The following is a 20,764-nucleotide window of genomic DNA, read 5'->3' as shown; positions in this document are numbered from 1 at the left end:
CGGCTCCCGGGTGATCAGGCGGAGAGCGGCGCGAGTCGCCCGATGGCGGCGAGCGGGATGCCGATCCAGTCGGGACGGTTGCGGGTCTCGTAGATCGCCTCGTACACGGCCTTGTCGAGCTCGAACGCGGCCAGCAGCGCGTCGGGGGCCGTCTGGCCCGCGCTGACCGTCTCGGCGTAGCCGGACAGGAACGCCTGCTGCGCCGCGATGACCCAGGCGCGCACGGCCGCGCCGTCGTCGTCGGCCACGGCGCCCGAGACGTAGTCGAACGAGCGCAGCATGCCGGCGACGTCGCGCACGGCGAGGTCGGGGCTGCGGCGCTCCGAGATCGGGCGCAGCGGTTCTCCCTCGAAATCGAGCAGTACCCACCCGTTCGCGGGCGTATGCAGGACCTGACCGAGGTGCAGGTCGCCGTGCACGCGCTGCAGGGGCGGCCACGCGGCCGCCACGGCGTCGGCGTACACCTGCCGGATGCGGTCGGCGTAGGGCGAGAGCGCGGGCACCTCGGACACCGCGATGGCCAGGCGCCTCTCCCAGGCGGCGGCCACCCGCGCACGCACCTCGGCGTCGGGTGCCACGGTGGGGAAGGCGTCGGCCAACGCCACGTGCATCCGCGCGACGCTGGCCCCGAGCGCGCGTGCCGGGGCGCTGAAGTCGTCTCCGGCGGTGGCGGCGAGAAGGGCCACCCGCCACGCGTCCTCGACCCCGTCGAAGAACTCCTGCGCGAAGGCGAGCGACCCGGTCGCCTCGTCGCCGTCCGCCGTCGTCCAGGTGCCCCGGACCTCGCCGATCGCGGCCGGCACGAACGTCGCCCCGCCGGCTGCGAGCGCGGACTGCAGTTCGACGTCCGGGTTCACCCCCGCGTTGACCTGACGGAACAGCTTGCAGATGACCGGGGCGGCACCCTCCGGGCGGAAGATGATCGAGGTGTTCGACTGCTCGCCGCTCAGCACGCGCGCGGGAACGGCGGTCGCGGTCGTCGCGGGCGGTGCCGTCAGGGGGATGCCGATGAACCCGCCGTCGCCTGTCGCCCCCGCACCGCCCTCGGTGACGAGATGGAACAACAGGTCGGTGAACGCGGGGTCGGTGACGGCGTCCGCCCACACCCGCCCGTCTCCCGCGGGGCCGATGAGACTCCCGGGGAGCACGGCGTCCGGGTCGCGCTGCGACACCGGCACCTGGTAGACGGATGCGGGGGTCACCGCCTCGTCTCGGACGAGAAGCACCCGCGTGCCGGGGATGACGAGCTCCTCATCGGCGACGAGGGTCAGTCGCGGATCGCGACCCTTCGTGCCGTACCACCGCTGTCGCGGCATCCACACGGTCAGGAGATCGAGGAGGTCACCCATGCGGCGAGGCTAACGCGATCGGGGGTCGAGCGCTCGGGTCTTGCGCGCGGGCCGCGTCGATGACATGGCGTCAGGGCGCGTCGGACGACGCCGCGTCGTCGCGGTCCGTGCGGCGCGGCAGTGCCTTCCGGGCGACGGACCCCGTCCGCCGGCCCGCGGAGCCGACGGCTCCGGCGATGGCGCCGCCGACGCGCTGCACGCCGCCCACCGCTCGGCGCTCGAGTCTGTCGGCTCCGGGTCGCGGTTCCAGGTCGTGGGGGAGGATCAGCGGAGGCGCCCCGAAGGCCCGCCGCGACGTGACGAGCACGCGGCGGCCGAGGATGTTGTTCCCGGCTCCGCCCACGACGGCCCCGACGCCGAAAGGGAGCGCCTTGCCGAGCCACGAGGCGCCGCCCCGGGCCGCGAACTGACGGACGAACGTGGTCTTCAGGCGGTCGACTAGGGGTCCGACGGCCGCGCGGGGGAGCGTCTTCGTGACGAGTTCCCCCCAGTAGCCGGCGCGGGTGGTCCCGCGTCCGGCGGCCTGCGACGCGAGTTGGGCGACGAGGTCCGTCCCCTCCTTGCCGAGCATCAGGGTGAGGACGAGGGCGCGCGCACGGTCGGGATCCTCGATCGCGACCCCGTGCACCTCGGCGACCGATTGCGCGAACAGCGCCGTGGCCTCCAGGAAGCCGACCGTCTCCACGCCGCTGAGCGCCAGGGTGACACCGGTCCCGATTCCCGGCACGACGGCGGTCGCACCGACGGCCGCGCCGCCCGTGGTCACAGCCGCGAGGTAACGCCGCTCGAGGATCCGAAGGATCTCCTGCGGTGAGGCATCCGGATGCCGCAGTCGGATGCTCCGCAGGTGGGCCAGCACCGCGGGACGCTGCACGGACAGCACGCGGTCGAGCATCCGGATCGTGCGGGGATGCTCCTCCGACCCCGCCGGCGGCAGCCCGCCCTTCCAGGGCGCGTCGTCGGGCAGGGAATGGATGCGATGCACCTTCTCAGCCATGATTCCATCCTGCCCCGGTGGGGCGATGTCGTCCGGGCCTTGACGCGCGTCGGAGATCAGACGAAGAGGTTCGCGCGCTCCAGGTCTTCCGCGAAGTCGACCTCGACGGCGTAGAGGTCGGAGATGTCGAGAGGCTCGACGCGCATCCCGTCCCGGGCGATGGCCAATTCGATGCCGCGTTCGAAGTAGTCCTGGTCGTCGACGCGCTGCAGGTGGCGCTGGAGTGTCTTCTTGTCGCGGGCGGCGACGTAGTTGATGCCCACGGCTTCCCCGAGGCCGCCACGGACGGTCTTGGAGAGCTCCGCGACGAAGCCCTCGGCATCCACCGTGTACTTCACCTCTTCGTCGCTGACCTTGGCGGTGTTGACCGTGACGAAGGACCGGTCGCCCTCGATCAACTCGAGGGCGCGGCCGAGCACGTCGGGATCGAACACGACGTCGCCGTTCATCCACAGCACTCCGTCACGGCCGGTCGCCGAGAGGGCGCGCAACAGACTCTTGGACGTGTTCGTCTGGTCGTAGCGGTCGTTGTAGACGTAATCCACACGCGGGAACGCGTCGACGACGGTCTCCGCCCGGTAGCCGACGACGGTGGTGATGCGGGCCGTGCGGCCGAACGCCGCGCGGATATTGTCGTGCTGCTGCTGCATGATGCTGCGCCCGTCGGCGAGCACGGTCAGCGGTTTGGGCAGGCTTCTCCCCAATCGCGAGCCCATGCCCGCGGCGAGAATGACGATCTGAAGGGTCAAGGCAGGCTCCTGGGGGATGAGTTGTCATTTCCGGTTCACCGGAATGTCACGCCTTCGTGTCGAATTCATGCTAGCCAAACGCTCTGCGAAGGTGGACAATTCGCCATGGTCGTTGTCCTTTCGTGATGCCTACCGTCTCGGACGGCGCGTGTCACCCGCTGGGGTGGGTGTCGGAGGGGGTTGATAGTTTGGAACGATGACAGCGTCGCTGCCGCAGCCCCCTGAGTCCGCCTCCGCTGGGTCGGAGGACGATGCGGCGAGCGTCGACGCCTCTCCCACGCCCCCGCCGCGTCCCCGGACGCCCCGTCGCACCGCATCGTCGTCGCCTCGCGCAACGGGCGAATCGGATGCCGCCGATCAGGGCGACACGCCGGAGGTGAAGAAGTCGACGCCGCGAACTTCGTCGGCACGCAACGCCTCCACCGGGACCGCGCCGCGCAGCCCGCGCACCCCCGCTGCCAAGAAGCCGGCCACGCCGCGCACGCCGGCCGCGAAGAAGCCGGCCACGCCGCGCACATCCGCGGCCGAGAAGCCGGCGACGCCGCGCACGTCCGCGGCGAAGAAGCCGGCGACGCCGCGCACGCCGGCCGCGAAGAAGCCGGCCACGCCGCGCGCATCCACCGCCGCGAAGAAGCCGGCCACGCCGCGGGCCGCCCCGTCGGCGGTTCCGGACGCGGTGCGTCCGGTGGTCGATCCCGGTCCGCCGCCGCCGTTGCCCGCCGATCTGGTCGTGCCCCCGAGGCCGCCGTTGCCGCCCGTGGGTGGTTCGCCTTCTGTCGCCGACCCCACGCCGGCCGACGTCGCCGTCGAGGAGCCGAAGGTGGTCGACGAGCTGCCGGTCGATGAGTCGGCGGTCGTCGAGGAGCCGGCCGATGACTCGGCGGTCGTCGAGGAGCGGGTGGCTGTCGCGGAGCCGGTGGACGCGGAGCCGGTGGCTGTCGAAGCGCCGGTGGACGCGGAGCCTGCGGGGGGCGAAGACCCGACGGTCGAGGCATCCTTCTCCCCGGTCCTCATCCCATCGGATGAGAATACGACCCCGGTTGAGGCCGTCGTCGAGGAGCCGGTGGCGGTCGAGGACCCGGCGGCCGACGTGCCGGCGGCCGACGAGCCTGCAGTCGTCGGCGAGACGGCGGATCCCGCGGAGCCGGTGTCCGAAGAGCTCGTGACGGTCGCGGAGCCGGTGTCCGTGGAGACGCCGGCCGAAGCGTCGCCTGCGGCTGCCGAAGAAGCGGCGGTCGAAGAGTCGGTGGTCGAGGAGACGGTGGTCGACGAGCCGGTGCTTGTCGACGAGCCGGCCGCCGAAGAGCCTGCCATGGAGCAGTCCGCCGCCGAGGAGCCGGCCGCCGCGGAGCCGCTGACTGTCGACGAATCCGCCGAAAGTGACTCTGCGGTCCCGGAATCCGAGATCGCCGACGAGAGCGTCCCCGAGGAGTCGGCATCCGATCCCGCGGTGGAGGAGTCGCCGTCGACCGACCAAGACACCGATTCGGTCGACGCCGATGCCGACGCCGCTGTGACGGGATCGGCCGATACGCAGGACGCGTCCGCGGCCGAAGTCGCCGGTGCGGCGGCCGCCCCGGCCGCCGCGGACGAGAGCGACGTCGCGAGCGACGTACCGGCGCTGCGTCTGCGCAACGTCACGAAGCTGTTCGGCGAGGTGCGGGCGGTCGACGGCGTCGACCTGACCGTCCCGGCCGGCTCGTTCTACGGTCTCGTGGGACCCAACGGCGCGGGGAAGACGACGACGCTCTCGATCATCGCGGGTCTCCTCCGCTCGAACGGCGGCACGGTCGAGATCAACGGCGTCGACGCGGGACGCCAGTCGCGCGCCGCCAAGAAGCTGATCGGCGTCCTCCCGGATCGCCTCCGTACGTTCGACCGACTCACCGGGCGCCAGCTGCTGTCGTACTACGGTGCACTCCGCGGTCTGCCATCGCCCGTCGTCGAGAGTCGTGCCGCCGACCTGGCTCGCGCCTTCGATCTCGTCGAGGCGCTCGGCCGACCGGTGTCGGATTACTCGGCGGGCATGACGAAGAAGGTCATGCTGGCCGGGGCGATGATCCATTCGCCGCGCCTGCTCGTCCTCGACGAGCCGTTCGAGGCCGTCGATCCCGTCTCCAGTGCGGTGATCCTCGACATCCTGCGCGCCTACGTCGACCACGGCGGCACGGTGATCCTCTCCAGCCATGGAATGGAGCTGGTGGAGCGCGTGTGTTCGCGTGTCGCGGTCATCGTGTCGGGGCAGGTGCTCGCCGAGGGCACCGTCGACGAGGTGCGCGGCGAGTCGACGCTCGAGCAGCGTTTCCTCGAGCTCTCCGGCGGGCTCGGCGACGTGGAGGGGCTCGAGTGGTTGCACACGTTCTCCGCCTGAGGCTCGCGATGATGCTCGGCGCCCTCCGGGGCGATCGGGATCATGTGCTGCGCCGCGCCGTCGGTCTGTTCGTCCTCATCGCCGGCACCGTCTTCGCCGCGGTCAACGTCGTCGCCCTGGCCGACTCCGACCGTCTGACGACCGCGGTGGTGACGGTGCTCGCGGGCTCTGCGGTCACGCTGGGCTTCGCGATCGCCCCGCCGGTCACCGCCTCCGTCGACCCTCTCGACCCCCGTCGGTTCGCCGTGATCTGCCCCGAGCCCCGACCGCTCGCGGCCGCACTGCTGGCGGCCGGGTTCTTCAGCGTCCCCGTGGTCGTCGTGGTCGTCCTGGCCGTCAGCCTCGCGGTGGCGTGGACCGCTCACGGGGCGCCCGTCGGCGGCAGCATCGTGTCGATCGTGCTCGGCGTGACCACCTGCGTTCTGCTCGCCCGTGTCAGCCTCGCCCTCGGAGCCCTCGTGCGCCGTCCCCGGCAGTCGCGCGAGCTGATCGGGGTCTACCTCGTCGCCGTGCTCGTCGTGGTCGTTCCCGTGGGCATCTTCCTGGGCTCGCTCGAGTGGCGCGGAGCCGTTCCCTCGCAGCTCGTTTCGGCCGCCGAAGTGCTCGGGTGGACACCCGTCGGGGCGGCATGGAACATCGCTGTGGCTCCGACAGCGGGTGCCGCTGCCGCGAGCGTCGTCGTGGCCCTCGCGACCGTCGCCCTTCTGGCCGCCGCCTGGTTCGTCCTCGTCCGCGTCCTGCTGACGACGACGCCGCGCCCCTTCACCGTCCGCGAGCGCGCGGGCCTGGGGTGGTTCGCCCTGCTCCCCGGCACGCCCGGAGGCGCTGTCGCGGCGCGCAGCCTGTCGTACTGGTTCCGCGACCGCCGTTACGTGGTCAACGTCGTGGTCGTACCGATCGCCGCGGTCCTCACGACCCTCCCGCTCATCGTGGCCGGCGTCCCCGTGGAGTACGCCGTTCTTCTTCCCGCGCCGATCATCGCCCTGTTCCTGGGATGGCTGCCCCACAACGATCTGGCGTACGACTCCACGGCGCTCTGGATGCACATCGCGAGCGGTGTCCGGGGCCTCTCGGACCGGTTGGGTCGCCTCGTCCCGGTGGTGCTGATCGCGCTTCCGCTCCTGGCCATCGCCATCCCGCTCGCCGTCGCGGTCCACGGTCGGTGGGCGTTCGCTCCCGCGCTCGTGGGCGTGTGCGCGGCCCTCTTCCTCTCGGGGCTGGGTTTGTCGAGCATCGCGTCGGTCGTCGCGCCGTACGCCGTCTCCCGTCCCGGCGACAGCCCCTTCCAGCAGCCGCAGCGCACGGGCTCCGGTGGCGTCGCGTCTCAGGCGCTCGTGATGATCGGCGCCCTGCTCGCGGCGAGCCCGGCGATCTGGTTCGCCTGGCAGGCCGTGGCATCCGACACCGCCGACGCCTTCGCCGCGCTGTGGGCGGGACTCGGGGCAGGGGTCGTCGTCCTCCTCGTCGGGGTCGCGGTGGGAGCGGCGCAGTTCGAGCGGCGGGGGACGCGGCTCATGGAGTTCGCCGAAGCCACCTGAGGCCGTCGGCGGTGGCTCCTGCCGGTGGTCGGAGCGGAGAACCGTCCGAGCCCCGCGGTCCGCGGCTACACTGGCAGACCATGAGCACGCCTCTCGACCGACCGGACAGCGGGGGTCTCGCGACCCTGGATCGCGAGCTCGAAGAGCTCATCCGCGAGGAGAACATCGAGCCGGGTGATCACGAGCGGTTCTCCCACTACGTGAAGAAGGACAAGATCCTCGAGTCGGCCCTGACGGGCAAGCCCGTGCGCGCGTTGTGCGGGAAGAAGTGGACGCCGGGCCGCGATCCCGAGAAGTTCCCCGTGTGCCCGCAGTGCAAAGAGATCTACGAATCTCTGAACGGCTGAATCCCTCCGCGATCACCCGAGGGTGAGCGACTTCGTCTGCGAGGTCGATCCGTCCGAGCCGTAGATCGTGAACGTGATCCTGTACGTCCCCGGGGCGATCGGGTACACGTTCTCGCCGGGGTACCAGTTCAGGTTCTGTGCGTATCCGCCGAGCGTGATCGAGAAGTAACCCGACAGCGTCGTCGTCGCGGCGGGCGCGGGAGGCACGATCGCGAGCGTGTACTGCACAACCGCGGGTTCGGGGTCGCGCGTCGGCCACCACGTGATGTTCTGGTCGTAGTGAGCCGCGGCGTAGATCGCGAGGGGACCGCGCGTGGTGTTGGTCGCGGGGTCGTATCTGCTCGCGTCGGTCACCGCCCAGCCCTCGCTGATCCGCAGCTTCGAGATCGGTACCGACGTCGCCGACTGCGCGACGGCGGGCACGAGCGTCGCCGCGAACGCGGGTGCGACCCAGGCCGTCGCCGAAAGGACGGTGCGGCGCGTGGGGTCGAGCCATCGGGCCGCTGACGCATCGTCGGGCATGGAACTCTCCGTTCGGTGCTGGGGTCGCCCGATCGCTGAGAGCTCGAGAGCAGGTGCACCGGGGCGAGGTTCCACGCTAGGCAGCGCGAGCACGCCCCGCCCCGGACGCGGGACGAATCTCACCCACGACGTCAGGGCTTTCGCCCCGAGAGCGCCGGAAGTGCGCTCACACCTCCACGTACTCGGTCGGCAGAGCCGGGTCTGAGCGGCTGAGCGCGAGAGCGCGCACGGGCAGCTCCTCGCGCACACGGGCATGGTGGGCCCGGGCGGCTCCCACTCCGTCCGGGCCGAGCGCGGCGGCATCCGGTTCCCCGTCCACCATCAGCGGAACCTGGAGTGCCCGGGCGTCGGGGTGCTGGGCGGCGGTGGCGAGCTCTTCGAAGCCGTCGCTCACGACGATGAGCTCCGTCGTGGCCGTTCCCGCGTCGAGTGTGCGGAACGCCGCCTTGCGGCCGCCGTGCGAGGCCTTCTGGGCCGAGGCCTTCGCGACGGGCACCCACGAGCCGTCCGCGTCCGCCCGAGCCACGAGCTTGAAGACGAGACCGGCGGTGGGGACGCCCGAGCCGGTCACGACCGAGGTGCCGACGCCGTAGCTGTCGACGGGGGAGGCGGCGAGCGCGGCGATGGCGTATTCGTCGAGATCGCTGGTGACCGTGATCCGCGTACCGGTCGCGCCGAGTTCGTCGAGGAGCGCGCGCACCTCTCCCGCCACGATCGGCAGGTCGCCGGAGTCGATGCGCACCCCGCCCAGCCCGGTCCCCGCGACGCGCACGGCGGTGCGTACTCCTTCGGGGATGTCGTACGTGTCGATCAGCAGCGTCGTGTCGGTGCCGACGGCCGCGATCTGCGAGCGGAACGCGTCCTCCTCGCTGTCGTGCAGGAGCGTCCAGGCGTGCGCGGCGGTACCCATGGTCGGCACCGCCCAACGGCGGCCCGCCTCGAGGTTGCTCGTGGCGGAGAACCCGGCGATGTACGCGGCGCGCGCCGCGGCGACGGCGGATTCCTCGCCGGCCCGACGCGATCCCATCTCGGCCAGGGGGCGGTCGCCGGCGGCGACGCTCATGCGGGCGGCCGCGGTGGCGACCGCCGAGTCGAAGTTCAGGACGCTCAGGGCGAGCGTCTCGAGGATGACCGCCTCGGCGAACGTCCCCTCGATGGTGAGCAGCGGAGATCCGGGGAAGTAGATCTCGCCCTCCCGGTAGCCGGTGATCGACCCCGTGAAGCGGTACCCGGCGAGGAAGTCGAGGGTGGCGGCATCCACGATCCGGTTGTCCCGCAGGTAGCGCAGCTCGTCGTCGCCGAAGCGGAAGTCGCGGATCGCGTCGAGCAGTCGCCCTGTTCCGGCGACGACGCCGAACCGCCGCCCGCCCGAGAGGCGCCGACCGAACACCTCGAAGACGCAGCGGCGCTGTGCGGTGCCGTCGCGGAGGCCCGCGTCGAGCATGGTGAGTTCGTAGCGATCGGTGTGGAGGGCCGTACTGCGGGTCATCGCGCCAGCCTATTCCGCGGTCTGCTGCAGCAGCGCGCCGTGCGAAACTCCTGAGTTTCCGGTAGAACGGCGGGGCCGCCAGCGCCGAAGCCGGTCTCGCGCCCACGTTCTCAGGAGTTCGGCCCGCGAGCGGCGGGCGCATCGGGGTCGCGCGGTGGCCGCCGGGTAGGCTGGATGCCTATGAACGACGCGCCGATCGGCATCTTCGACTCGGGAGTCGGTGGTCTCACCGTCGCCCGCGCGGTCTCGGCGCAGCTCCCTCGGGAGTCGATCCTCTACATCGGCGACACGGCTCGCTCGCCCTACGGGCCGAAGCCGATCGCGGACGTCCGGCGGTACGCGCTCGAGGTGCTCGACACGCTCGTCGAGCAGGGCGTGAAGATGCTCGTGATCGCCTGCAACACGGCATCCGCTGCCATGCTGCGTGACGCGCGCGAGCGCTACGACGTGCCGGTGGTCGAGGTGATCGGTCCCGCCGTCCGCACCGCGATGTCGACGACCCGCAACGGCCGCATCGGCGTGATCGGCACGGTCGGCACCATCGGTTCGCGGGCCTACCAGGACATGCTCGAGGTCAACGAGCGCCTCACCGTCTTCGCCGAGGCGGCTCCCCGCTTCGTGGAGTTCGTCGAGGCGGGGGTCACCGACTCGCCCGAGGTGCTCGCGGTCGCGGAGGAGTACCTGGCGCCGCTCCGCCGCGCCGGCGTCGACACGCTCGTCCTCGGCTGCACCCATTACCCGTTCCTCGAGGGTGCCATCAGCTACGTGATGGGGCCCGAGGTGAGCCTCGTCTCGAGCGACAGCGAGACCGCGAAGGACGTGTACCGCCAGCTCGTGTCCGGCGACCTGCTGGCCGGGCCCGACGCGGTCCCCACTCACCATTACGAGGCGACGGGAGCGTCGGCCGACGAATTCGTCCGCCTGGCGCATCGCCTGATGGGCCGCGAGATCCGCGATGTGCAGCTGGTGCAGACCGGCGCCATCGACCTGCCGCGCTGAGGCGTGGCATCCATTCCGTCCTGAGGAGGACCCATGACCCGCAAAGACGGCCGGACCGACGACCAGCTGCGCCCCGTGACGATCGAGCGGGGCTGGTCGGCGCACGCCGAGGGCTCGGCGCTCATCACGTTCGGCGGAACGAAGGTGCTGTGCACCGCGTCGTTCACGAACGGTGTGCCGCGCTGGCTCACGGGCAAGGGCAAGGGCTGGGTCACGGCCGAGTACGCGATGCTCCCGCGCGCGACGAACAGCCGCAACGACCGCGAGAGCATCAAGGGCAAGGTCGGCGGTCGCACGCACGAGATCTCGCGCCTGATCGGCCGCGCGCTCCGCGCCGTCGTCGACACGAAGGCGCTCGGCGAGAACACGATCGTCATCGACTGCGACGTGCTGCAGGCCGACGGCGGGACGCGCACCGCCGCGATCACGGGCGCGTACGTCGCCCTCGCAGATGCCATCGCGTGGGGCCGCGAGAAGAAGTTCATCGCGCAGCGCTCCGAGGTGCTGGTGGACTCGGTGTCGGCCGTGTCGGTCGGCATCATCGACGGCACCCCGATGCTGGACCTCGCCTACGTCGAGGACGTGCGCGCCGAGACCGACATGAACGTCGTGGTCACTGGCCGCGGCCTGTTCGTCGAGGTGCAGGGCACGGCCGAGGGCGCGCCGTTCGACAAGCGCGAGCTCGACCAGCTGCTCGAGCTCGGCGTCAACGGCTGCGCGCAGCTGCGCGACCTGCAGACTGCGGCGCTGGAGGGCTGACGTGGCGCGCATCGTCCTGGCCACCCACAATCCGCACAAGGTCGAGGAGTTCCAGGCGATCGTCGCCGCGACCCGTCCCGACCTCGAGGTCGTCGGGTACGACGGACCCGAGCCGGTCGAGGACGGTGTGACGTTCGCCGCCAACGCGCTCATCAAGGCGCGCGCGGCCGCCGCGCACACGGGGCTGCCCGCGCTGGCCGACGACTCCGGTGTCGCGGTGGACGTCCTGGGCGGATCGCCCGGTGTGTTCTCGGCGTACTGGGCCGGGCACAAGAAGGATGCGACGGCCAACCTCGAGCTGCTCCTCGACCAGCTCTCCGATGTCGCCGACCCGCACCGTACGGCGCAGTTCGTGTCGGTCATCGCGCTCGTGCGTCCCGACGGCACCGAGGACACGGTCGAGGGCCGCTGGCCCGGCCGCCTCGCGACGGCGCCCGCCGGGCCCGGCGGCTTCGGCTACGACCCGATCTTCATCCCGGACGGGCAGGATGCCACGGCCGAGCGCACGGTCGGGGAGTGGTCGGCCGAGGAGAAGAACGCGGAATCCCACCGGGCCCGCGCGTTCCGCAGCCTCGTGCCGCTGCTGCGGACGCTCTGATCCGCGCGGCGAGAGCGAAAACCGCTGATTCCCGACCAATGGCCGAGTCCACCACATTTTTCTAGCGGATAGCGGAGCTTCCTCGGGCCTCAGCGTAGCCCGTGTCCACTGGCTCTGGACACGAATTGGAAACGCTCCTCGCGTCGGTAGCGGTCGCTATGCTCCGGGCTATGGAAACGATGACTGACGACAGGTTGGAGTACACGTTGTGAGTGAAATCGAGCAGGCGGAGGCTGAGGTCCAGGCGGCGAGGTCTCAGGTTGACGAGGCCATAACCGAAATGGTGCCCGACGTGCAGGAGTTGGTTAAGTTGGCGCTGGAGAGAGCCGTGGAGAACTGCGTGCGCGATCAATGGCAAGTGATTGAGCACCTTGATATAGCCGAGCTTTCGATCATCAAGGCCAACGCTGCGTTCTCCGTCGTTTCGGCGAAGGCAGGGGTCGCTCAGGCGCTCGAAGGCTTCGACTACGACTCGGCCACCTCGATGGCGGATGGCTGGGCTCAGCCCCGGGTATCGCTGGGCTTATTGGTGGACCCACTGCTCGAAGGAACGGCGGCAGTACTGGAGCAGGCGGGCTTCGATCCAGGGAAGACGGCGCGAACCGTCCGGAGTCCTCTTCGAGTCAGCGAGCTGCTGACACGAGAGGAGAGGGAGGATGTTCTTGCGCCGCTGAACAATACGCTCGCGGAACTCCGCGACGCGAAGGTGCGTCTGCACGCTGCCACGCAAAAAGACGCGCAAGATGCGACAAGGCGACGGTGGGATGAGGCGCAGCCTCCACACTCTCTCTGATCGCAAGGACCCCTACACTCGGAACGGGTATGGGTGTCCTCACGAATACGTCAGCGCACGCGCACAGCCGGTCGCTCAGTGGGGGTGATGAACTCCACGCGCTGGACGCCGCTCCAGGGGAGGAAATGGCGCTCACCTTCCGTCTCAGTCTCGAAGCGTGCAAGCAGACCGATCTCGTCAGAATTTACGTAAAGCATCTCCAGGAGGGAGCCGTCCTCGCCATTGCGGTGGGCCTGATTCACGCGGGTGCGGATGAGACGGGCGGTGGCTCGCCACTCCGCGGAGCTGTGCTTGCCGGTCACTGTCGGACCCTCCCGCTACCGTGAGCGTTATGGAAGTGGGCTGGTGGGCGCTCATCGTCTCGGCGGGGAGTTTGGCAGTCAGCGGCGCGACGTTCTGGCGTAACCGCACTCCCAAACCGAAGTGGGTTCGCGAGGTGACCGTGACAACGGGCGACGATGGAAACCGCCGCGTTCAGGCGTTCGCGACGAACCGTGGACGTGGGGTGGCTCGGGACGCGGCGCTGGAGGCTAACGTGCCCGGCCCCATGCGCCTGTTTAGCCGGGACAGCGCGGTGCGCAGGGAGTTCGGTGAGCATCTGCAGGTGACGATCTACTACGGCCCGGAAGTCCACGGGCAGGGCAGCTTTCTTCTGACCTGGAGCCAGGAGCCGCACCTTCACAGGCAGCGGAAGAGGCGGATGAAGTTCCGCTTGAACGCAGTTCACGTCGAGGATGCTGACGCTCACGGCAACTCCGTATGACGCATATTCGGCTCATGCCAGAAGTCCACGAGGTCCGCGGACGGCGTGAGGGCCAGGCGAAGGCTTAGCTCCAGCGCCTCGGCGTTACCCGTGGCTTTGCCGTATTCGAGTAGGGCTTGTCCGAGCTGGGTCTTTGCCCGCTCGACTTCGGTCTGAATGTTCATGATCTATCCCCTATAGGCCCATGGTCTGGAGGAAGTTGGCGCGGTTCTCGTCCACACGCTTCTTGTGTTCATCCTCGTAGTCCAGGAGAGCCTGTTCCAGTGGGTCGATGGGCTTGCGCGTGGCAATGTCGATGATGGGGTTGTTAGCTGCAACGGAATTAGCTGCGACGTCCATTGGCTTCTTAGCTGCAGCGGGATTAGCTGCAACACTTTCCGCGTCGATGTCGGCCATGACCTGCTCCAGGAAGTCCGGCTGTTCCTGCATGCGTGCACGTTCGGCGCGCAGACGCCCAACCGTGGCCACGGAGCAACCCAGCCGCGCGGCCTGCTCGGTCTTGCTCAGCTCCTCCAGGCCGTCGAGATCACCGGGCTTGTGCGTCGGCGGGCGCTTGCCTCGCGCGCCCTTCTTGTGACCCGACATCTTCCCGCCGTTGGCTCCACGACGGGCGAACGCCTCCCAGACCTCGGGGTCGTATTTGTCCAGGGCGAAAATTGCCGAATCCTGGACCTTCTTCTCGAAGTCGCTGGCGCTCAGGTGATCCAGAGCTCGGCGGCAGTGCTCGGAGATCCACGTCTCCAGCTCGTCCAGCGTGGGGTAGCGCCCAGAGCCCTCCAGGAACTCATGGATGCGTCGAAGGGCGTTACGCCCCATCCAACGGATGATCTGAGTCTCGGGGCCCCAGGAGACCTCTGGGCGTCCCTTGGAGGTGGGGCGGCGGTGGAGGTGTGGGCGGGGGTTCGGGTAAGGCAGAAGCTTCATGACCGGTCCAGGGGTCTCAGCGTGTGAGCTACCCCCTCACCGATGCTGAGTCGGGAGGCGACCAGTCCGAGTGCTACTCGAACGATTCCATGTCTTCTGGAATCAAGCGTTGATGAAGAGATTATCCCATGTGAGGCGAGAGTCAAAGCAATAGCGGCAGAATTTGTTCCTCAGCATCCATCCCATGGATGGATAGCTTCATTTGATATACCCCCGCCCAGTTGATTTCATACACCTGGCCTAGTTCATTTGACACAGGGTGAGACACGCGCGCATTAGCTGCAACGGCGGCTCGGCCGAGTTCATTTGATATAACCCATGGCCGAGGCTCCCGTCCGAATCCGGTCCGACGTGTTCAGAAAGGCCCCCGCTCAATGCTGTGAGAGTGGGGGCGTTCTTCATGTGGTGGGGCTCAGTGTGCGGGGGAGTCAGGGATGAAGGCCACGGACGCTTCCCTGGACGCTCGTAGCTTGACCTCCGCGGATTCGACAGAGCCCGGAACGAGGGTGGAGAACGTGAACCACGTGCTCCCTTGCGCCAGGGCTAGTTCCCACTGGTTCGCTAGCTGCTCCGCACGGACGAAGGTGATGCCGCTCTGAACAGGGTGAGGTCCGTAGTACATGGTCCATGTCGTCATGGTCGCGATGCTAGCGAGGGCCACCCCCACAGGACGCCTTCTCCATGTCCTGAGTTCAGCGCCTCGTCTTCCAGTGGGCCTCTGCGAAGTCCACGAGATAGCCCGCGTCGATCCGTTCGGCCTGGATGAACGCTGTCTCCAGCGCGTCGAGGTCGAGACCACGACGGCGCAGGATCACTTCTCGCGGCCAATCGAAGGTTCGGTTACCGGGCGTCCGGCCGCGACGGCTATGAGTGCGGTTCCAGTCCATGTAGGAGGTGCAACGGCAGCGCCTGGGGGCGGCGTAGGCCGTAGAACACGCTCGGTCGAAGAGCGGGCATCGTTCGCCGGTCATGCGCACCCATCGAGGGGCGGCCGGAGGCGGCGGCGTGGAGCTGTGCGCGCTCGTCGTCGCTGTGTTGGTACTTCATGGTGACGTGTGCGGAGCGGTGTCCACCGAAAGCCATGAGGTCGGCCAGGGTAACTCCAGGGAGCCTGGCGTAGTTGGTCAGCGCAACGTGTCGCAGGTCGTGGAGGCGATCGAAGGGAGCCCCGCCTCGTCGCAGATGGCGCGGAACTTCTTCTCTGCGAGGTCCACGGTCAGGCGTCCGCCGTGGGTGTTGCGGAACACCGGTCCATCCGGTCCGCTCGTCTCGTAGCGCGTCATTAGCAGGTCTGCGACCCAGGTGGGCAGGGAGATGGAGCGCACGTCATCCGCCCCTGTCTTCGTGCCCGCACTCAGACCGGTGGTCGTGAGGTGCTGGCGGACGTGCAGTTCTTTCACAGCACCTCGACGTGCTCCCAATCCAGGGCGACCAATTCCCCGATCCTCAACGCTGTGACCATGAGGATCATGACCCGTGCCTTCATCTGCGGATCGCGGGCAGCGTCGTGGATCTTCTGCACGTCGTCATCCGTAAAGGCGGGGCGCTTGCGGCTGGCGGGGTGCGACGCGCCCTTGATGCGGCAGGGGTTGCGATGGACAGCTCGTCATCCACGGCCACTTCGAAGATCGCGTGAAGGAACCACTAGAGGGTGCGCCGATGCACGGGTGTGGCGGAGCGTTCCTTCCACCAGGCGCGGATGTCGCTGACGGTGATGTCGCGAACGTCGCGGATACCGAACGACTTGTCCAGGAGAGCCAGGTGATTGAGGCGCTTGCGATAGCTTGACGCGGCATAGCCCAGTGACTCGCCGGGGCGACGGGTGTACAGCCACTGCTCTGCGAACAGGTCGAAGCGAGTGACCGGGACCTTGTTTTTCTTCGCTTCGGCTTTCGCGCGCGCCTGCGCTTTCGCCTCGGCTCTCCGCTCCTGCTCGGCGTACAGCTCGCCCATCTTTGCCTTCATGGCGCTCTTGGCCTTCGTCGGGGTGGGTGCTGTCACTCCGTAACGTTCGCCGTCCGGTCCGGTGAAGCGGATGCGCCAGCTCCCGCTAGGCAACTCTTGGGGCTTGTTCATGGTGGGCTCCTTCACGTGGTTCTACGCATGTGAGGAGGGCTCCGCCAAACGGTCGAAGAATCGGGCGGACTGGACACGATTGGACACGGGCGGGGCTCGATCCCAGCGAAGTAGCTGATAACGAGCCCCGCTCTCATTCCCGACTAGCGGGAAACGCCTCCCCGCCCGGCGGCCCGGCTCTAGCCTGGATCCATGCACGATCACGCGCCCGCCGGCGGCATCCGCGATGCCGGGAACCGACGCCTGCTCGCGATCGCGCTGAGTCTCACGGCGACCGTGATGGTCGTTCAGGTCGTGGGCGCGATCCTGACCGGATCGCTCGCACTGCTCGCCGATGCGGCGCACATGTTCACCGACGCCGCGGCCCTCGTCGTCGCGCTCATAGCGACGGCGATCGCGGCGCGTCCGGCCGATGACCGTCGCACCTTCGGGTACCAGCGCGCCGAGGTGCTGGGGGCGCTCGTCAATGGCGTCGTCCTGATCGTCCTGAGCCTGTGGGTCGCATTCGAGGCGGTTCAGCGGCTGCTCACGCCGGCCGAGGCCGAGGTGCAGGGCGGGCTCATGCTCGTCGTGGCCGTCGTCGGTCTCCTCGCGAACGCCGTGTCGATGTGGTTGCTGGGCCGCGCGCAGAAGCGCAGCATCAACGTGCGCGGCGCGTACCTGGAGGTGCTCGGCGACCTCATCGGTTCTGCGGCGGTGATCGTCGCCGCGATCGTGATCGTCACGACCGGATTCGTGCAGGCGGATGCCATCGCCTCACTGTTCATCGCGGTGATGATCGTGCCGCGGGCGATCGGGCTGCTGCGCGAGGTCATGGTCGTGCTCACCGAGTCGGCGCCGACCGGCGTGCACGTCGCGGAGATCCGGAAGCACCTGCGCGAGGCCGACGGCGTCGTCGACGTGCACGACGTGCACGTGTGGCAGCTCACACGCGGAGCGCCGGTGTTCAGCGCGCACGTCGTCGTGGAGGAGGCGGCCCTGACCGACGGTCGCGCATCGCGCATCCTGGCATCCCTCCAGACGTGCCTCGCCGACCACTTCGACGTCGAGCACTCGACGTTCCAGCTCGAACCCGCCGGTCACGTCGAGCACGACGCGCAGCACGCGTAGCGCTCAGTCCTCGCGGACGACGTCCGCCGGGTCCTTGTCGGGCCGGAGGCCGCGCCACCGCGCCTGGCGCAGGATGCCACAGGGCGTGAACTCGGCGAACTCCACCTCGCCCACGAGGTCGGGCCGCACCCACAGGGCGTCGCGGGCGTCGGCCGCCGGCACGCCGACGAAGGGATCGGCATCCGTGCGAAGGGGCTCCAGCACCTCGGACAGGCGCGCGAGCGTCCGCTCGCCGAAGCCCGAACCGACGCGTCCGGCGTACTGCAGCCCATCGGCCGTGGGCACACCGACCAGGAGCGACCCGATCGTGCCCGAGCGGTTGCCCTTCCCGGGACGGATGCCGCCGATGACGACCTCCTGCGTGCGGGAGTGCTTGACCTTGAGCCAGCGGTCGGATCTCTCTCCGCGGCGGTAGGGCGATCCGGCATCTTTCACGACGATGCCCTCGAGTCCGAATCGTCCGCTGGCCGCGAGTGCGGCCTCGACGTCGTCGAAGACGGGCGGCACCACGACGACGGCTGCCGCGTCCGCCGCAAGGTGCTCGAGGATCTCGCGGCGTTCCGCGAGCGGGAGTCCCGTGACGTCGCGGCCGTCCGCCTCCAGTACGTCGAACAGGTACAGGTGCACCGGGGTCCGGGCGGCTTCGTGCGCGATGTCGCGCGCCTGGGCGAGGTTCATACGCTTCTGCAGCAGCGGGAAGCTCGGCCGCCCCTGGGCGTCGAGCGCGACGATCTCCCCGTCGATCACGGCGGGAGCTGCGCCCAGACCAAGGTCGACGGCCGTGAGCTCGGGGTAGGCGGCCGTCAGGTCGTTTCCATTGCGGGACCGGAGCCTCAGGCGCTCCCCGTCCCAGGTCGCGATCCCGCGGATGCCGTCCCACTTCATCTCCACCCACTCCCGGCCCCAGCGCTCGGCGGCCGCGCGCGCCAGGCCCGGCGTGGAAGAGGTGGCCAGCATGGGGCGCAGGTCGCCGGCGGTCGCGGGTGCAGAGGTGGGCGACGGCGTTGCGGCGGCCGTGGGTGCAGGATCCGCGCGGGGGACCACGGCCGGCCCCTCGCCCTGCGGCCGGCCCTCGGCATCCGTCTTCATCCGGTGGAGCAGCCACTGCGACTTCTCGCCGGAGCCCTCGGTGCGGATGAGGGCGAGCCGAACGCGCCCGAGCGGCCCGTCCGGACGACCGGTGAGGGTCGCGATGACCTCGTCGTCCCGCCATTTCTCGAGCTCGTACGTGCCGGTGTCCCAGACGGTCATGGTGCCCGCGCCGTACTGTCCGCGCGGGATCTCGCCCGCGAAGTCGAGGTACTGCATCGGGTGGTCCTCGGTCATCACCGCGAGGCTGTTCTTGCCGGTCGTCGGCGGAACCCCTCTCGGGACCGCCCAGCTGACCAGCACGCCGTCGCGTTCGAGCCGCACGTCCCAATGCAGGCGCGACGCGTGGTGCTCCTGGATCACGAAGCGGGGGAGTCCCTCGCCGCCGGCTTCGGCATGCGGGTGCTCGGGAACGGGCTCGGGCGTGCGGCCGGCCGTGCGCTTCGCGATATAGGCGCGCAGCGGACCCTCCGGGCGATCGATCGCGGCGAGGGGGTCGCCCGTGCGTTCCAGGACCTCGTGGAACAGCAGGTGGCGGAGTCCCGGGTCGTCGAGTTCCTCCCACGTACGCGGCGCGGCGACCGTGGGCTCGGCGCGGCCGCGCAGCGAGTACGGCGCGATCGTCGTCTTCGAGCCGTTGTTCTGGCTCCAGTCGATGAACACCTTGCCGGGGCGCGCGGCCTTGGACATCTGGCTCACGACGAGGTCGGGGTGGTCGGCCTCGATCGCGCGGGCCAGTTCCTTCGCGACGGCGCTGACCGCGTCGCTCGTCTGCCGCCCGTCGAGGTGCGCGTACAGGTGGATGCCCTTGCTGCCGCTGGTGACCGGCGACGGTTCGAGCCCGATGTCGAGCAGGATCGCCCGCGCCCACCGGGCGACCTCGGCGCACTCCGCGAGCCCGACGCCCGGCCCCGGGTCGAGGTCCAGGACGATCCGGTCGGGGTTCAGCCGCGCACCCGCGGCGTCGAACCTCCACTGCGGCACGTGCAGCTCCAGGCTCGCGACCTGCGCGAGGTACACCAGCGCCGGGACGTCCTCGACGAGCGGGTAGTCCTTGGCGCCCGACGAATGATCGATCGGACGCCGTGGCATCCAGGCCGGTGCGCCCGGCTCCAGCGCCTTTGCGAAGAACGGCTCACCCGGCTCGGCCGCGGTTCCCACGCCGTCCGGCCATCGCTTGCGGGTCACGGGTCGACCCTGCACGTGGGGGAGCAGCCGAGGAGCGATGCGGGTGTAGTAGTCGATGACCTCGCCCTTGGTGGTCCCGGTCTCGGGGTACAGCACCTTGTCGAGGTTGGACAGGCGCAGGCGACGGCCGTCGATCCGCACCGTCTGCTCCACCATCGCCCCAGCGTAGAGCGGACGAGGGCGCTGATGCCGCGCAAGGGTCTCGGCATCCGGGGTGCCGGGGGTGTTCACTGGACCCATGCGATCGATCTGGAAAGGCGCACTGACCTTCGGCCTCGTCAACGTGCCCGTAAAGGTGTACTCCGCGACCGAAGACCACGACGTCCCGCTGCACCAGGTGCACAACAAGGACGGCGGACGCATCCGCTACCAGCGCATCTGCGAGGTCGACGGCGAGGTGGTGCCGTACCAGGACATCGATCGTGCGTATGACGACGGCGAGCAGACCGTGGTGCTGACCAAGGACGACCTCGCGTCGCTCCCGAGCGAACGCAGCCGCGAGATCGAGGTCGTCGAGTTCGTCCCCAGCGACCAGGTCGACCTGCTCACCCTCGACAAGGCGTACTACCTCGAACCCGACTCCGCGTCGCCGAAGGCCTACGTCCTGCTGCGGAAGACACTGGAGCAGACCGACCGCACCGCGATCGTCCGATTCTCGCTCCGGCAGAAGACACGGCTGGCGGCGCTCCGCACGCGCGGTGACGTCCTCGTGCTCCAGACGCTGCTCTGGGCCGACGAGGTGCGTGCGGCCGAGTTCCCCGCCCTCGACGAGGACGTGCGCATCTCCGCGAAGGAGCTGGAGATGTCGGCCTCCCTCGTCGAGAGCTTTTCGAAGGACTTCGACGCTGAGGAGTTCGGCGACGAGTACCAGCGCGAGCTGCGCACGCTCATCGACGCGAAGCTCGAACAGGGCGATGCGATCGACACGGCCGCGACGTTCGGGGAACAGGATGCCGACGACGACGGCGGAGAGGTCATCGACCTGATGGAGGCGCTCCGCGCGAGCGTCGAACGCAGTCGCGCGGCGCGTTCCGGGAAAGCCGAGGAACCCGCCCCGAAGAAGAAGGCGGAGCCGAAGAAGAAGGCCTCGAAGGCGTCGTGAT

24 protein-coding genes are annotated in these 20,764 nt (G+C 69.4%); 10 read left to right on the top strand and 14 right to left on the bottom strand.

Annotated features, from left to right (window positions below; genetic code table 11):
- Positions 1 to 14 precede the first annotated feature (14 nt).
- From P8R59_RS16450 to P8R59_RS16435, 4 genes are all read right to left on the bottom strand, one after another.
- Entirely contained in the window at positions 15 to 1,349 is a 1,335-nt protein-coding gene (locus P8R59_RS16450) for a maltokinase N-terminal cap-like domain-containing protein (protein ID WP_278101940.1), read from the bottom strand.
- A gap of 70 nt (positions 1,350 to 1,419) precedes the next feature.
- Complete coding sequence (locus P8R59_RS16445) at positions 1,420 to 2,346, bottom strand: hypothetical protein (protein WP_278101939.1); 927 nt, start codon at positions 2,344 to 2,346, stop codon at positions 1,420 to 1,422.
- 56 nt (positions 2,347 to 2,402) lie between these two features.
- Positions 2,403 to 3,095, bottom strand: a complete 693-nt coding sequence (locus tag P8R59_RS16440; protein WP_278101938.1) for a phosphocholine cytidylyltransferase family protein — start codon at positions 3,093 to 3,095, stop codon at positions 2,403 to 2,405.
- A 357-nt stretch (positions 3,096 to 3,452) separates the two neighbouring features.
- Positions 3,453 to 3,737 (bottom strand): hypothetical protein, encoded by a 285-nt coding sequence (locus tag P8R59_RS16435; protein ID WP_278101937.1) that lies wholly within the window; start codon positions 3,735 to 3,737, stop codon positions 3,453 to 3,455.
- Positions 3,738 to 3,852: 115 nt separating this feature from the next.
- On the opposite strand from P8R59_RS16435, the gene P8R59_RS16430 reads away from it, so the two are divergent.
- The 3 genes from P8R59_RS16430 (at position 3,853) to P8R59_RS16420 (ending at position 7,351) form a co-directional block, all read left to right on the top strand.
- A complete protein-coding gene (locus P8R59_RS16430) occupies positions 3,853 to 5,466 on the top strand; it encodes an ABC transporter ATP-binding protein (protein ID WP_278101936.1) in 1,614 nt (537 codons plus the stop codon).
- The gene (locus tag P8R59_RS16425) at positions 5,442 to 7,004 is read left to right on the top strand and encodes a hypothetical protein (protein WP_278101935.1); all 1,563 of its coding nucleotides are present in this window, start codon (positions 5,442 to 5,444) and stop codon (positions 7,002 to 7,004) included. The genes P8R59_RS16430 and P8R59_RS16425 overlap by 25 nt, the downstream gene beginning before the upstream one ends.
- A gap of 80 nt (positions 7,005 to 7,084) precedes the next feature.
- On the top strand, positions 7,085 to 7,351 hold the full coding sequence (locus P8R59_RS16420; RefSeq protein WP_077051737.1) for a DUF3039 domain-containing protein: 267 nt from the start codon (positions 7,085 to 7,087) through the stop codon (positions 7,349 to 7,351).
- Positions 7,352 to 7,363: 12 nt separating this feature from the next.
- Here P8R59_RS16420 and P8R59_RS16415 read toward each other — a convergent pair whose 3' ends face one another.
- On the bottom strand, positions 7,364 to 7,873 hold the full coding sequence (locus P8R59_RS16415; RefSeq protein WP_278101934.1) for a hypothetical protein: 510 nt from the start codon (positions 7,871 to 7,873) through the stop codon (positions 7,364 to 7,366).
- 166 nt (positions 7,874 to 8,039) lie between these two features.
- A complete protein-coding gene (locus tag P8R59_RS16410; RefSeq protein WP_077051735.1) occupies positions 8,040 to 9,362 on the bottom strand; it encodes a nicotinate phosphoribosyltransferase in 1,323 nt (440 codons plus the stop codon).
- 180 nt (positions 9,363 to 9,542) lie between these two features.
- Between P8R59_RS16410 and murI the strand changes: the two genes are divergently transcribed.
- The 4 genes from murI to P8R59_RS16390 all read left to right on the top strand — a co-directional run bounded on the left by murI (position 9,543) and on the right by P8R59_RS16390 (position 12,511).
- On the top strand, positions 9,543 to 10,361 hold the full coding sequence (gene murI, locus P8R59_RS16405) for a glutamate racemase (RefSeq protein WP_278101933.1): 819 nt from the start codon (positions 9,543 to 9,545) through the stop codon (positions 10,359 to 10,361).
- Between the two features lie 33 nt (positions 10,362 to 10,394).
- Positions 10,395 to 11,120, top strand: coding sequence for a ribonuclease PH (gene rph, locus P8R59_RS16400; protein ID WP_076490178.1), 726 nt, complete (start codon positions 10,395 to 10,397; stop codon positions 11,118 to 11,120).
- A gap of 1 nt (position 11,121) precedes the next feature.
- Positions 11,122 to 11,718 carry an RdgB/HAM1 family non-canonical purine NTP pyrophosphatase gene (rdgB, locus tag P8R59_RS16395; RefSeq protein ID WP_278101932.1) on the top strand — a complete coding sequence of 199 codons (597 nt, stop codon included), beginning with the start codon at positions 11,122 to 11,124 and terminating at the stop codon, positions 11,716 to 11,718.
- Positions 11,719 to 11,926: 208 nt separating this feature from the next.
- Entirely contained in the window at positions 11,927 to 12,511 is a 585-nt protein-coding gene (locus P8R59_RS16390) for a hypothetical protein (RefSeq protein WP_278101931.1), read from the top strand.
- Between the two features lie 50 nt (positions 12,512 to 12,561).
- Here the strand turns inward: P8R59_RS16390 and P8R59_RS16385 are convergent, their stop codons facing one another.
- Positions 12,562 to 12,813 (bottom strand): hypothetical protein, encoded by a 252-nt coding sequence (locus P8R59_RS16385; protein ID WP_278101930.1) that lies wholly within the window; start codon positions 12,811 to 12,813, stop codon positions 12,562 to 12,564.
- 20 nt (positions 12,814 to 12,833) lie between these two features.
- Between P8R59_RS16385 and P8R59_RS16380 the strand changes: the two genes are divergently transcribed.
- Positions 12,834 to 13,274: a hypothetical protein gene (locus P8R59_RS16380; protein ID WP_278101929.1), complete on the top strand. Its 441-nt coding sequence runs from the start codon at positions 12,834 to 12,836 to the stop codon at positions 13,272 to 13,274.
- Here P8R59_RS16380 and P8R59_RS16375 read toward each other — a convergent pair.
- The 6 genes from P8R59_RS16375 to P8R59_RS16350 form a co-directional block, all read right to left on the bottom strand.
- Positions 13,256 to 13,438: a hypothetical protein gene (locus P8R59_RS16375; RefSeq protein WP_278101928.1), complete on the bottom strand. Its 183-nt coding sequence runs from the start codon at positions 13,436 to 13,438 to the stop codon at positions 13,256 to 13,258. The two genes, P8R59_RS16380 and P8R59_RS16375, sit on opposite strands and share 19 nt — an antisense overlap.
- 10 nt (positions 13,439 to 13,448) lie before the next feature.
- Entirely contained in the window at positions 13,449 to 14,090 is a 642-nt protein-coding gene (locus P8R59_RS16370; RefSeq protein WP_278101927.1) for a hypothetical protein, read from the bottom strand.
- A gap of 800 nt (positions 14,091 to 14,890) precedes the next feature.
- Positions 14,891 to 15,085 (bottom strand): hypothetical protein, encoded by a 195-nt coding sequence (locus P8R59_RS16365; RefSeq protein ID WP_278101926.1) that lies wholly within the window; start codon positions 15,083 to 15,085, stop codon positions 14,891 to 14,893.
- A 237-nt stretch (positions 15,086 to 15,322) separates the two neighbouring features.
- Positions 15,323 to 15,598: a hypothetical protein gene (locus tag P8R59_RS16360; RefSeq protein WP_278101925.1), complete on the bottom strand. Its 276-nt coding sequence runs from the start codon at positions 15,596 to 15,598 to the stop codon at positions 15,323 to 15,325.
- The gene (locus tag P8R59_RS16355; protein WP_278101924.1) at positions 15,595 to 15,720 is read right to left on the bottom strand and encodes a hypothetical protein; all 126 of its coding nucleotides are present in this window, start codon (positions 15,718 to 15,720) and stop codon (positions 15,595 to 15,597) included. The genes P8R59_RS16360 and P8R59_RS16355 overlap by 4 nt, the downstream gene beginning before the upstream one ends.
- A gap of 122 nt (positions 15,721 to 15,842) precedes the next feature.
- Positions 15,843 to 16,274, bottom strand: coding sequence for a hypothetical protein (locus P8R59_RS16350; RefSeq protein ID WP_278101923.1), 432 nt, complete (start codon positions 16,272 to 16,274; stop codon positions 15,843 to 15,845).
- Between the two features lie 192 nt (positions 16,275 to 16,466).
- Between P8R59_RS16350 and P8R59_RS16345 the strand changes: the two genes are divergently transcribed.
- On the top strand, positions 16,467 to 17,384 hold the full coding sequence (locus P8R59_RS16345) for a cation diffusion facilitator family transporter (protein WP_278101922.1): 918 nt from the start codon (positions 16,467 to 16,469) through the stop codon (positions 17,382 to 17,384).
- A 3-nt stretch (positions 17,385 to 17,387) separates the two neighbouring features.
- On the opposite strand, the gene P8R59_RS16340 is transcribed toward P8R59_RS16345, so the two are convergent.
- Complete coding sequence (locus tag P8R59_RS16340) at positions 17,388 to 19,817, bottom strand: ATP-dependent DNA ligase (RefSeq protein WP_278101921.1); 2,430 nt, start codon at positions 19,815 to 19,817, stop codon at positions 17,388 to 17,390.
- A gap of 82 nt (positions 19,818 to 19,899) precedes the next feature.
- Here P8R59_RS16340 and P8R59_RS16335 point away from each other — a divergent pair, with 82 nt between their 5' ends.
- Positions 19,900 to 20,763 (top strand): Ku protein, encoded by an 864-nt coding sequence (locus P8R59_RS16335; RefSeq protein ID WP_077051730.1) that lies wholly within the window; start codon positions 19,900 to 19,902, stop codon positions 20,761 to 20,763.
- Position 20,764: the final 1 nt, after the last annotated feature.

It is taken from the genome of Microbacterium proteolyticum (assembly GCF_029639405.1).
Classification (GTDB): domain Bacteria; phylum Actinomycetota; class Actinomycetes; order Actinomycetales; family Microbacteriaceae; genus Microbacterium.
The sequence above is the reverse complement of the archived record's forward strand: the minus strand, read 5'-3'. Positions and strand labels throughout refer to the sequence as shown.